The sequence below is a fragment of the Burkholderia sp. AU32262 genome, assembly GCF_020419985.1.
GTDB classification, from domain to species: Bacteria; Pseudomonadota; Gammaproteobacteria; order Burkholderiales; family Burkholderiaceae; genus Burkholderia; species Burkholderia semiarida.
Genome location: NZ_JAIZRS010000018.1, coordinates 133,129 through 145,619, shown reverse-complemented (window position 1 = coordinate 145,619; position 12,491 = coordinate 133,129). Strand labels below are relative to the sequence as shown.

9 protein-coding genes and 1 pseudogene are annotated in these 12,491 nt (G+C 67.2%); 6 read left to right on the top strand and 4 right to left on the bottom strand.

The window, feature by feature from the left end; translation table 11 throughout:
- Positions 1 to 212: 212 nt before the first annotated feature.
- The 4 genes from LGN10_RS22075 to LGN10_RS22060 all read left to right on the top strand — a co-directional run bounded on the left by LGN10_RS22075 (position 213) and on the right by LGN10_RS22060 (position 7,126).
- The gene (locus LGN10_RS22075; RefSeq protein ID WP_059608913.1) at positions 213 to 1,016 is read left to right on the top strand and encodes an inositol monophosphatase family protein; all 804 of its coding nucleotides are present in this window, start codon (positions 213 to 215) and stop codon (positions 1,014 to 1,016) included.
- 304 nt (positions 1,017 to 1,320) lie between these two features.
- Positions 1,321 to 2,943 (top strand): NAD(P)/FAD-dependent oxidoreductase, encoded by a 1,623-nt coding sequence (locus tag LGN10_RS22070; protein ID WP_226225030.1) that lies wholly within the window; start codon positions 1,321 to 1,323, stop codon positions 2,941 to 2,943.
- A 273-nt stretch (positions 2,944 to 3,216) separates the two neighbouring features.
- On the top strand, positions 3,217 to 5,874 hold the full coding sequence (gene mutS / locus LGN10_RS22065) for a DNA mismatch repair protein MutS (RefSeq protein ID WP_226225029.1): 2,658 nt from the start codon (positions 3,217 to 3,219) through the stop codon (positions 5,872 to 5,874).
- On the top strand, positions 5,855 to 7,126 hold the full coding sequence (locus LGN10_RS22060) for a hypothetical protein (protein WP_226225028.1): 1,272 nt from the start codon (positions 5,855 to 5,857) through the stop codon (positions 7,124 to 7,126). The genes mutS and LGN10_RS22060 overlap by 20 nt, the downstream gene beginning before the upstream one ends.
- On the opposite strand, the gene LGN10_RS22055 is transcribed toward LGN10_RS22060, so the two are convergent.
- Entirely contained in the window at positions 7,106 to 7,648 is a 543-nt protein-coding gene (locus LGN10_RS22055; protein WP_059643952.1) for an FKBP-type peptidyl-prolyl cis-trans isomerase, read from the bottom strand. The two genes, LGN10_RS22060 and LGN10_RS22055, sit on opposite strands and share 21 nt — an antisense overlap.
- 145 nt (positions 7,649 to 7,793) lie before the next feature.
- Between LGN10_RS22055 and LGN10_RS22050 the strand changes: the two genes are divergently transcribed.
- Entirely contained in the window at positions 7,794 to 8,906 is a 1,113-nt protein-coding gene (locus LGN10_RS22050) for a JmjC domain-containing protein (protein ID WP_413227157.1), read from the top strand.
- 56 nt (positions 8,907 to 8,962) lie between these two features.
- Positions 8,963 to 9,209: pseudogene (locus LGN10_RS33735) on the top strand (hypothetical protein).
- 307 nt (positions 9,210 to 9,516) lie between these two features.
- Here LGN10_RS33735 and LGN10_RS22045 read toward each other — a convergent pair.
- From LGN10_RS22045 to dapA, 3 genes are all read right to left on the bottom strand, one after another.
- Complete coding sequence (locus LGN10_RS22045) at positions 9,517 to 10,293, bottom strand: MBL fold metallo-hydrolase (RefSeq protein ID WP_059583365.1); 777 nt, start codon at positions 10,291 to 10,293, stop codon at positions 9,517 to 9,519.
- A 4-nt stretch (positions 10,294 to 10,297) separates the two neighbouring features.
- Positions 10,298 to 11,443, bottom strand: coding sequence for an outer membrane protein assembly factor BamC (gene bamC / locus LGN10_RS22040; protein WP_059643943.1), 1,146 nt, complete (start codon positions 11,441 to 11,443; stop codon positions 10,298 to 10,300).
- Between the two features lie 111 nt (positions 11,444 to 11,554).
- Positions 11,555 to 12,457: a 4-hydroxy-tetrahydrodipicolinate synthase gene (gene dapA / locus LGN10_RS22035; protein ID WP_059583362.1), complete on the bottom strand. Its 903-nt coding sequence runs from the start codon at positions 12,455 to 12,457 to the stop codon at positions 11,555 to 11,557.
- Positions 12,458 to 12,491 lie beyond the last annotated feature (34 nt).

The window sequence follows — 12,491 nt, the reverse complement described above, 5'->3', positions numbered from 1 at the left end:
GACGGCCAGTGGGGGTTTCCCCGCATGCCGGTCGCCTGAAACCGCCGAAAATCGGGTAAAATCATGCCTTTACGCGTTGCGCCCGGCGCAGCGCGGGTCGTACCCCGCTCTTTGTCAATTCGCGTCTCACCTCGCCCCGGCACGCTTGCGCCGTTCCGGGCGGTTGTCCCACTTCGTGGCGGCCCGTGCCGCCGGCTACAGGATCCAGGCTCATGCATCCCATGCTCAACATTGCTGTCAAGGCTGCGCGCCGCGCCGGACAGATCATCAATCGCGCGTCCCTCGATCTCGACCTGATCGAGATCCGCAAGAAGCAGCAGAACGACTTCGTCACCGAAGTGGACAAGGCCGCCGAAGACGCGATCATCGAGACGCTGAAGACCGCCTACCCCGATCACGCGATCCTCGCGGAGGAATCGGGCGAATCGGAGAACGAATCCGAATTCAAGTGGATCATCGATCCGCTCGACGGCACGACCAACTTCATCCACGGCTTCCCGTACTACTGCGTCTCGATCGCGCTCGAGCACAAGGGCGTCGTCACGCAGGCCGTCGTCTACGATCCGAACAAGAACGACCTGTTCACGGCCACCCGCGGCCGCGGCGCGTACCTGAACGACCGCCGCATCCGCGTCGGCCGCCGCGACCGCCTGTCAGACGCGCTGGTCGGCACGGGCTTCCCGTTCCGCGAGAAGGACGGCCTCGACGCCTACGCGCGCCTCTTCACCGAAATGACGCAGGCCTGCACGGGCCTGCGCCGCCCGGGCGCGGCGGCGCTCGATCTCGCGAACGTCGCGGCCGGCCGCCTCGACGCGTTCTTCGAGCAAGGCATCAACGTGTGGGACATGGCGGCGGGCAGCCTGCTGATCACCGAGGCCGGCGGCCTCGTCGGCAACTACACGGGCGACGCCGATTTCCTGCATCGCCATGAAATCGTCGCCGCGAACCCGAAGATCTACGCACAGATGATCCCGATCCTGAACCGCTACAGCCGCGTGCATCCGGCAGCGGAGTAAGCCCGGGCCGCGCCCGCGTGGCGCGGCTTTCGCGCAAACCGCTCGCGCGGCATCGTCACGATGGCGCGCCGATCGTCTGGCGCACGGATAAATCTTCCGTGCACACGGATCGCTTCGTGCGCCTATCCTGAAGTTGCTCGCGCGGCGCGTGCGGGTCGGCGTATTGCCGCTCGCTCCGCTTCTGCCGCAACGACCGCGAATGGTTTGCGTCCGGCATGCGCGCGCGGCGAACGAGGCCGCCGGCATGCCGGCCCCGCCTGTATCAACACCGCCACGGCGCCGTGGCAATCGCATCCGAGTCCCCATGTTACGGCTAAGCGAAATCAAACTCCCCCTCGACCACCCCGAGAGCGCACTCGAGGCCGCGATTCGCGCGCGCCTCGCTGAGCTCGGCGTGGCGCCAGACGGGCTGCTCCGTTACACCGTGTTCCGCCGCGCGCACGACGCGCGCAAGCGTGCCGACATCAAGCTCACGTATATCGTCGACGTCGAAGTCAAGGACGAAGCGACCGCGCTCGAGCGGATCGCCGGCAAGCCGCATTGCGGCGTGACGCCCGACATGACGTACCACTTCGTCACCAAGGCGCCCGAACACGCCGATTTCCTGCGCCCGGTCGTCATCGGCATGGGCCCGTGCGGGCTGTTCGCGGGGCTGATCCTCGCGCAGATGGGGTTCCGTCCGATCATCCTCGAACGCGGCAAGGCCGTGCGCGAGCGCACCAAGGACACCTTCGGCCTGTGGCGCAAGAGCGTGCTCAATCCCGAATCCAACGTGCAGTTCGGCGAAGGCGGCGCGGGAACGTTTTCCGACGGCAAGCTGTACAGCCAGATCAAGGATCCGAACCACTATGGCCGCAAGGTGCTGGACGAATTCGTCAAGGCCGGCGCGCCCGACGACATCCTGTACCTGAGCCGCCCGCACATCGGCACGTTCCGCCTCGTCAGCATGGTGGAAAAAATGCGCGCGTCGATCCACGAACTCGGCGGCGAAGTGCGCTTCGAAACCCGTGTCGACGACATCGAAATCGACCAGGGCAAGGTGCGCGCGCTCAAGCTGTCGAACGGGGAAACGTTGCGGTGCGACCGCGTGGTGCTGGCCGTGGGCCACAGCGCGCGCGATACGTTCCAGATGCTGCACGACCGCGGCGTCTATATCGAAGCCAAGCCGTTCTCGCTCGGGTTCCGGATCGAGCATCCGCAAGGCGTGATCGATCGCAGCCGCTTCGGCAAGTTCGCGGGCCACAAGCAGCTCGGCGCGGCCGACTACAAGGTGGTCCACCACGCAAGCAACGGGCGCGCGGTCTACAGCTTCTGCATGTGCCCGGGCGGCACGGTGGTCGCCGCGACCTCGGAGCCCGGCCGCGTGGTCACCAACGGAATGAGCCAGTATTCCCGCGCCGAGCGCAATGCGAACGCGGGCATCGTCGTCGGCATCACGCCGGACGACTATCCGGGCGGCCCGCTCGCCGGCATCGCGTTCCAGCGTAAATGGGAAACGCGCGCGTTCGAACTCGGCGGCGGCGATTACCGCGCGCCCGGCCAGCTGGTCGGCGACTTCATCGCGGGCCGGCCGTCGACGTCGCTCGGTGCGGTGGAGCCGTCGTACAAGCCCGGCGTGACGCCGACCGATCTCAGTACCGCGCTGCCGGACTACGTGATCGAAGCGATCCGCGAAGCGCTGCCCGAGATCGACAAGAAGATCGCCGGCTTCGCGATGCACGATGCCGTGCTCACCGGCGTGGAGACGCGCACGTCGTCGCCGATCCGGATTCGGCGCAAGGACGACTACCAGAGCATGAACGTCGAAGGCCTGTATCCGGCCGGCGAAGGCGCCGGCTATGCCGGCGGCATCTATTCGGCGGCGATCGACGGTATCGAAGTCGCGCAAGCGGTCGCGCTCAGCCTGACGTCGGGGCACGCGTCCTGATTAGCGGCACGGGGTCGGCGCGCGCAGGCTCGCCAGCCGAGCGCCGCCGGGCCTGCCCCGCTCGTTGCAACGCTTCGGAAGGGCGAAAGACGCGCCGCCCACGGCCATGCGCCCTTCTTCGGTGCCTCGTGGCAAGCGCTCGCGAGCGACCGCGCGAATTCGGCTGCCACTGCACGACAGCGCCGGCAGTCGACCAAACGGCCAACTTCGCGCGTTCACGTCGATGCCACTGGTAAACTCGGGCAACCCAAGCAACAACTTCATGCCTGACCTATGACCACGCTGTCGCCCGAAGCCTTCGCAGGCCACACTCCAATGATGCAGCAGTACCTGCGCATCAAGGCCGATCATCCGGACACGCTCGTCTTCTACCGGATGGGCGACTTCTACGAGCTGTTCTTCGAGGATGCGGAAAAAGCGGCACGCCTGCTCGACCTGACCCTCACGCAGCGCGGCGCGTCGGCCGGCACGCCGATCAAGATGGCCGGCGTCCCGCATCACGCGGTCGAGCAATATCTGGCGAAGCTCGTGAAGATGGGCGAATCGGTCGCGATCTGCGAGCAGATCGGCGATCCGGCCACGTCGAAGGGCCCGGTGGAGCGCAAGGTCGTGCGCGTCGTCACGCCCGGCACGCTGACCGATGCCGCGCTGCTGTCCGACAAGAACGATGTCTACCTGCTCGCGATGTGCACCGGCCACAACAAGCGCGGCGTCGCGGTCAACATCGGCCTCGCGTGGCTGAACCTCGCGAGCGGCGCGCTGCGGCTCGCCGAAATCGAGCCCGAGCAGCTCGCCGCCGCGCTCGAACGCATCCGGCCGGCCGAAATCCTGACGCCTGACGGGGCAACCGACGCCATTCCCGCCGGCGCGGGCGCAACCAAGCGCGTGCCGGCCTGGCACTTCGACATCGCATCGGGCACGCAGCGTCTGTGCGACCAGCTCGACGTCGCGAGCCTCGACGGTTTCGGTGCGCATTCGCTGACGAGTGCGTGCGGCGCGGCCGGCGCGCTGCTGCTTTATGCCGCGGCCACGCAAGGCCAGCAACTGCGGCACGTGCGCAGCCTGAAGGTCGAGAACGAAACCGAATACATCGGGCTCGATCCGGCCACGCGCCGCAATCTCGAACTGACCGAGACGCTGCGCGGCACCGAGTCGCCCACGCTGTATTCGCTGCTCGACACCTGCTGCACGACGATGGGCAGCCGCCTGCTGCGTCACTGGCTGCATCATCCGCCGCGCGCATCGGTCGCCGCGCAGTCGCGCCAGCAGGCAATCGGCGCGCTGCTCGATGCGCCGGCCAGCGCGAGCCTCGATGCGCTGCGCAGCGCACTGCGCCAGATCGCCGACGTCGAACGGATCACCGGGCGGCTCGCGCTGCTGTCCGCGCGCCCGCGCGACCTGTCGAGCCTGCGCGACACGTTCGCCGCGCTGCCGGCGCTGCGCGAGCGCATCGGCGCGATCGTCGCGAACGCGGATGCGCTCGCGCGCGTCGACGCGGCGCTCGCGCCGCCCGCCGAATGCCTCGACCTGCTGACGAGCGCGATCGCCACCGAGCCGGCCGCGATGGTGCGCGACGGCGGCGTGATCGCGCGCGGCTACGATGCCGAGCTCGACGAGCTGCGCGACATTTCGGAGAACTGCGGGCAGTTCCTGATCGACCTCGAAGCGCGCGAGCGCGCGCGCACCGGCATCGCGAACCTGCGCGTCGAATACAACAAGGTGCACGGCTTCTACATCGAGGTCACGCGCGGCCAGACCGACAAGGTGCCCGACGACTACCGTCGCCGCCAGACGCTGAAGAACGCGGAGCGCTACATCACGCCGGAACTGAAGACCTTCGAGGATAAGGCGCTGTCCGCGCAGGAACGCGCATTGGCGCGCGAGCGCGCGCTGTACGACTCCGTGCTGCAGGCGCTGCTGCCGTTCATCCCCGAATGCCAGCGCGTCGCCTCGGCCCTCGCCGAGCTCGACCTGCTCGCCGCCTTCGCCGAACGTGCACGCGCGCTCGACTGGGTCGCGCCCACCTTCACCGACGAGATCGGCATCGAAATCGAACAGGGGCGCCATCCGGTCGTCGAAGCGCAGGTCGAGCAGTTCATCGCGAACGACTGCCGGTTCGGCCCCGAGCGCAAGCTGCTGTTGATCACCGGGCCGAACATGGGCGGTAAGTCGACGTTCATGCGGCAGACCGCGCTGATCGCGCTGATGGCGTACGTCGGCAGCTACGTACCGGCGAAGTCGGCGTGCTTCGGCCCGATCGACCGGATCTTCACGCGCATCGGCGCGGCCGACGATCTCGCAGGCGGCCGCTCGACCTTCATGGTCGAGATGACCGAGGCCGCGGCGATTCTCAACGACGCGACGCCGCAAAGCCTGGTGCTGATGGACGAGATCGGCCGCGGTACGTCGACCTTCGACGGCCTCGCGCTCGCCTGGGCCATCGCGCGCCACCTGCTGGCGCACAACGCGTGCTACACGCTGTTCGCGACGCACTACTTCGAGCTGACGCAACTGCCGGCCGAATTCCCGCAAGCGGCCAACGTCCATCTGTCGGCGGTCGAGCACGGCCACGGCATCGTGTTCCTGCACGCGGTCAACGAAGGCCCGGCGAACCAGAGCTACGGTCTTCAGGTCGCACAGCTCGCGGGCGTCCCGGCACCGGTGATCCGCGCCGCACGCAAGCACCTCGCGTATCTCGAACAGCAGTCGGCCTCCCAGCACACGCCGCAACTCGATCTCTTCAGCGCGCCGCCGGCGGCCGTCGACGATCTCGAATGCGCGGACGCACCGGCGCTGCCCGACACGCCGCACCCGGCGCTCGAAAAACTGCGCGACATCGATCCCGACGATCTCAAGCCGCGCGAGGCGCTCGACCTGCTGTACGAACTGCGCACGCTGGTCCGGTTGCACGATGCCGACGGGCACGCGTAAGCGCATTGCGCGGGGCCTGCCGGCCCGCGCCGCCGCCGCGCTCGTCGCGGCGGTTCTTGCGTTCGCGCAGGCCGGGGCGCTGGCCGCGCCGCCCAAGCGCAGCGCCGCGCCCTACTCGTTCGCGGTCGTGTCGGGCGTCATCAACGCCCCGGCGGACGAACCGGCCGCGCAGCGGCTGCTCGATGCGATCGCACGGGAGCGCAACCTCGCGTTCGTCGTCTATGCGGGCGATCTCAAAGGCTCGAAGGAAGCATGCCGCGACACGCTGTATTCGCAGCGCGGCGCGATCCTGGATTCGGCGCGCGTGCCGCTCGTGTTCATTCCCGGCCACGACGACTGGATCGCCTGCAACACGGCGGCGGGAGGCGGCTACGACCCGGTCGAGCGGCTCGATTTCCTGCGGCAGACGCTGCTCGCCGATTCCGCGCTGCCCGCCCCCCGTGCGCTGCAGATTACGCGGGAGAGCGAAGTCGCACGGTTCCGGCCGTATCGCGAGAACGCCCGCTGGATGCGCGACGACATCGTCTACGTCGCGCTCAACGTGCCGGCGCCGAACAACCATTATTTGACGGCGGGCGGCCGCAACGGCGAATTCGAGGACCGCGTGATCGCGAACAGCTTCTGGATCGACCACGCGGCCGAATATGCGAAGCGGCGCGAAGCGCGCGCGATGGTCGTGATTTTCGAAGGCGATCCGCAGTTCGAACGTTATGAACGCTCGGAGCGCTTCGCGTGGCTGCGCTTCAACCGGCCGCGCGTACGCGACGGCTTCCGCGAGCTGAAACGAACGCTCGTGAAGGCCGCGGGGGCGTTCCGGGGCCCGATACTGGTGGTGCACGCGAGCGGCGAACCGCTGGCGAACGGCTTTCTGATCGACCGTCCGCTGCATGGCGACGACGGTGAGCTGGTAGGAAACGTGACGCGCGTCGCGATCGGACCGCGCCATCCGGGGAATCAGTGGGTGAAGGTGAGCGTATCGCCGGCACGGCAGACGATCTTCAACGTGAGCCTGCAGGAAGTACCGAAGAATCTGCCGGTGCCGCCCACGCTGCCGCTCGTGCCGCGCGACGACGTGCCGCTGCCGCAGATGCCGGAAATCCCCGCGCTGCCGGCGCTGCCCGATGCGTCGTCGGTCGCGCCGCCGTTGCAGGGCGACGGCGCCGCACCGGGCGGCGCGTCGTGGCCGGCACCGCCCCCTGCATCGGGGCCGGCGCCGGGCCTGCCGGCAAGCTCAGTGCAGGGTGCGCCCTGACGGCGCTTCGCCGTCTTCGTCGTCGTCCTCGTCGAGGATCTCGAGCCCTTCCGCGCCATGCGCGTGCTCGTGCTCGATTTCGTCTTCGGTGGCTTCGCGCACGTCCTTCACGGTCAGCGCGAAACGCAGCGCCATGCCCGCCAGCGGGTGGTTGCCGTCGAGCACGACCTTGTCTTCGGCGATATCGGTGACCGTATAGATCAGCGAGTCGACTTCCTCGTCACCGTCTTCCGGCGTGCCTTCGAACTGCATGCCCACTTCGAGCGGCTCGGGAAAACGGTCGCGCGGCTCGATCTTCACGAGTTCGGGATCGTAGTCGCCGAACGCGTCCTGCGGCTCGAGCTGGATCTGCGCCTGGTAGCCAGCCTCGTGGCCGTCGAGCTGTTCCTCGATCTTGGGGAACGTGCCATCATAGCCGCCGTGCAGATAGACCATCGGCTCGTCGCTTTCCTCGATCAGGTTGCCCTGTGTGTCCGACAGCTTGTAAGTGACCGACACGACGGTGTTTTTTGCGATTTTCATCCAATTCTCCCAAATACAAGTCTCATTATACGATGCGCAACCGGTCTCAAGCCGAACCGCGGCAAGCCGCTGCCGCCCCGCTCGGCGCGCCGCCCCCCCCGATCTTCCCACGCCGCTGCTCGGCGGCCTTACGCCGGCGCAATTCATGCGCGGCTACTGGCAAAAGAAGAAGCCGCTGTTGATCCGCCAGGCGATTCCCGGCGTCGCGTCGCCGGTCACGCGCGATGCATTGTTCGAGCTCGCCGCCGACTATGACGCGGAATCGCGATTGATCACCCATTTTCGTAACAAGTGGCAACTGGCGCACGGCCCGTTCGAACCCGACGCGCTGCCCGCCGTTACGCGCAAATCCTGGACCCTGCTCGTGCAGGGGCTCGATCTGCACGTCGACGCGGCGCGCGCGCTGCTCGACCGCTTCCGCTTCATCCCCGACGCGCGGCTGGACGACCTGATGATCTCGTATGCGACGGACGGCGGCGGCGTCGGCCCGCATTTCGATTCGTATGACGTATTCCTGCTGCAGGTCGAGGGCCGGCGCCGCTGGCGGGTCGGCGCGCAGAAGGATCTGTCGCTGCAGCCGGACGTGCCGCTGAAGATTCTCGAAAACTTCGAGCCGAGCGACGAATGGGTGCTGGAGCCCGGCGACATGCTGTATTTGCCGCCGCACATCGCGCATGACGGCGTCGCCGAGGGCGAGTGCATGACCTGCTCGATCGGCTTCCGGGCCCCGTCCGCGGGCGAGCTGGGCGCCCAGTTCCTGTACTACCTCGCGGAGCGCGGCGGCCTGCGCGACGCGGGCGGCGACGATCTCTACCGCGATCCGAAGCAGCCGGCCGTCGATGCGCCCGCGCAACTGCCGCCGGCCATGGTCGATCGTGTCGCCGAGATCGTCGACGCGATCCGCTGGCGCAAGCGCGACGTCGCCGAATTCCTCGGCTGCTACCTGAGCGAGCCCAAATCGAACGTCGTTTTCGACCCGCCCGAGCGCCCGCTGTCCGAGGCGGCGTTCGTCACGCAGGCATCACGCCGTGGCGTGCGTCTCGACAGAAGGGCCGCATTGATGTATAACGCGCGCTCGTACTTCATTAATGGCGAGGAAGGACCACTCGAGCAAGCCGATGAATGGCTGCCCGAACTGGCCAATCAACGCCAGATGGAGGCGAAACGGTTTGTAACACTATCCCGGGTTCCCTCGATGACAGCCTTGTTGCACGAGTGGTATCGTGCGGGCTGGATACGGGTCGGATGCCGGAATTAGTGTGAGTCGCCCCGTATGCCCGTACAGATCAAATTCTGTATGGGAAAGACAACGTATTGACCCCGCATTTGTCGACGGTCGATAGGAAAGTGCATATAATTTCCGCCCAAGCCGTAGGGAAGATTCACGCTCTAAGAAGTGCATCTCCACCAGCGGCCCAGGTCGGTGTTGGAGCACATTACCGGTATTGTTTCGCGCTGTTGCTTACCTTTAACCATAAAAGGACGTGATCATGAAGAAATCCCTCCTCGTAGCTTCCCTGTTGGCTGCTGTTGCACTGGCTGCTTGCAACAAGAGCGCTGATCAAGCTGCTTCGTCGGCTGCAAGCGACGCGGCTGCTGCTGCTTCGTCGGCTGCTTCGGCAGTTGCTGGTGCTGCGAGCGACGCTTCGGCTGCTGCTTCGTCGGCAACGGCTGCTGCGAGCGACGCTGCTGCTGCAGTGGCGTCGGCTGCTTCGGCAGCGACGGCTGCTCCGGCTTCGGGCGCAAGCCAGTAAGCCTTCAGCGTCAGCTGAAAAAAAACCGGCCCGAGGGCCGGTTTTTTTACGTCTGCCGCTTTCGAATCGAGCGCCCGGCAGTCGCTTCGGGCCGCCGCGGCGGCCCCGCCCTGCTCATCCGAGCGTCAGCCAGTCGAAGCCCGCGTCCTGCGAGGCCACGATCACGTCTTCCCCGTCCGTCCCGAGCACGCCGCCAAACGCCTGGCGGGCCAGTTCCGGCAGATTGTTCTGCTGGCTCAGATGGGCCGCGACCAGGTGCTGGAGACGGCTGCGTTCGAGCGACGCGAGGATGTCGGCCGCCGCGTCGTTGCTCAGGTGGCCGTGGTTGCCGCCGATCCGCGCCTTCAGCGACTGCGGATAGCGGCTGGCGGCCAGCATCGCGGTATCGTGGTTGGATTCGAGGACGAGCGCGTCACAGCCGCTCAAAACGGCCGTGATGTGCGGCGTGGCCATCCCGACGTCCGTCAGCACGCCGAGCCGGCGGCTTCCGTCCATGAACACGAACTGGAGCGGTTCCCGCGCATCGTGGGGAACCGTATAGGGCATCACGGCCAGATCGCGTATCGCGGCCGTCTCGTCGCCCCACAGCACGTGCAGATCGACATCGGCCTCGTCCGCGCCGACCGCGCGCGCGGTGCCCCAGCTCATGTAGAGCGGCAGCGACGCGCGGCGCGCGAGCGTCAGCGCACTGCCGACGTGGTCGCTGTGTTCGTGGGTAATGAGGATCGCATCGAGATCGGCGATGCAGAGATTCAGTCGGCCGAGCCGGCGCTCGACCTCCTTGGCGGAAAAGCCGCAGTCGAGCAGCACGCGGGTGGTCGTCGTGCCGCTCGAGGCCTCGACGACCAGCGCGTTGCCTTCGCTGCCGCTTCCGAGGCTGGCGAATCGCACGCGTTCAGTTCAGTTGCGCGTGCAGCAGCGAGATGATCCGCTGCGCGTCCGACGAGTTGTCGATCTGGCCATTCGCGCCGATCACCGCGACCTGCGTGCCGCCGGTGCCTTGCGCGCGCACGTTGACGAGGAACTCCTTGCCCGGCTTCGCCGCCGACGGGCCGCCGTAGAACAGCTTGCCGAACAGGCCGTCACGCTTGAGCTCTTCCATCGAATTCGCATAGCGCACGGTGTACACGCCCTTCTCGCGGTCGCGATTGTCGACCGTGAAGTTGGTCCGGTCGAGCGCGAGGCCCACGCGCAGCCACGCGCGATCGAACGACTCGGCCAGTTGCAGCGTCGCCGCGCCGCCGCTCGTGTCGCTGACCTGCGCCGGCGCCGTCGCGGGGCGCGCATCGGTCAGCAACTGCTTTGCCTGCGCGTCGGTCAGGCCGAACTTCTGCATCAGCTTCGACAGGAACACGGCTTCGAGCACCGGGTTGCGCGGCCGCTCTTCCCAGCGCGACGACGTGCCGCCCTGCGGGCCGACCATCATTTCTTCCATCGCACTGTGCGTGATCGAGATGTCGGTGTTGCCGTCGGACGTGCGGTTCACGAGCGTGCGGAAGCGGTCGCGCGTACCCGACGAATACGCGAAATCGATGACCTTGCCGATCGTGCGGCGGAACCAGTCGTCCGGAATGTTCGCGCGGTTCTCGGCCCAGTCGGTGGCCATGATGCCCGTCGACGGCGCATCGGTCTTCAGCGAGAAGCCGTTCTCCTGCCAGAACTCCTTCAGGATCGGCCACAGCTGCTCGGGCGTGCGGCCGTCGACGACGAGCCAGCGGCGGTCGCCGTCGCGCTCGATGTGCATGCCGAGCGGATCCTGCGCGCTCGGAATGCCGTCGGTCGCGTTGCCGGCCTTCGTCGTGGCCCGCGGCGGCAGCGTGCCGAGCCCGGCGTTGGTCGGCGGCGCGACGAACTGCTGCGTCGTCGGCACCGGCTTCAGGTCGCTCGGCACCGCGAGCGGCGGCGCCGAACCGGTGTTCTTGTAGTTGACCCGATCGGGGGCCAGGTAATCGTTCAGCGTATCGCAGCCAGCGAGCGCGCCCAGCGCCAGCGCCACCACCGACAACTGGATGGCGCGAGAGGAAAAGGCGAAACGTTTCATGAAATCCTTCGTCTTGCTAGAACGCTCGTCAGGAGCGGCGCCGGACGGAGCCGGCCGGTGCGGGTTGATCAGGGGTCGAGCCGGCGGCCGCAGGACGCGGCCGCCTTGCCATCAGAGAACGCCGGCCTCGACGAGGGCCGAACGCACGGCATCGTGGCAGCGCTCGTCGAGCGCCGTGAGCGGCAGCCGGATACCGCCCTGCATCTTGCCCATCGCCTGCAGCGCCCACTTCACCGGGATCGGGTTCGCTTCGATGAACAGGTTCTTGTGCAGCGACAGCAGCTTCATGTGCAGCGTGCGGGCCGTCTGCACGTCGCCGGCCAGCGCCGCGCGGCACAGCTCGCTCATCGCGCGCGGCGCGACGTTCGCGGTCACCGAGATGTTGCCGTGGCCGCCGAGCAGCATCAGCGCGATCGCGGTCGGATCGTCGCCGCTGTAGATCGCGAAATGCTTCGGCGCGGCCTTGATCAGGTGCGCGGCGCGATCGATGTTGCCGGTCGCTTCCTTCACGCCGATGATGCCGGGGACTTCCGCGAGGCGCAGCGTCGTCTCGTGCGCCATGTCCGCGACCGTCCGGCCCGGCACGTTGTACAGGATCACCGGCAGGTCGACCGCTTCGGCGATCGTCCGGAAGTGGCGGTACATGCCTTCCTGCGTCGGCTTGTTGTAGTACGGCACGACCTGCAGCGTCGCGTCCGCGCCGACGGCCTTCGCGTGCTTCGTCAGCTCGATCGCCTCGGCGGTCGAATTGCCGCCCGCGCCCGCGATGATCGGGATGCGTTTCGCCGCATGCTCGACCGCAGTGCGGATCATCAGGATGTGCTCTTCGACGTTGAGCGTTGCCGACTCGCCGCTCGTACCGACGACGACGAGCGCATCGGTGCCTTCCGCGATGTGCCAGTCGATCAGTTTGCGAAACGCCGGCAGGTCGAGACTGCCGTCTTCGAGCATCGGGGTGACGATCGCGGGGATGCTGCCGCGGATTTGAATGCCGTCTTGGGTGCCGTTAGCCATGAAACGCGATTGATTGTGTACCGGTAAACGTTGA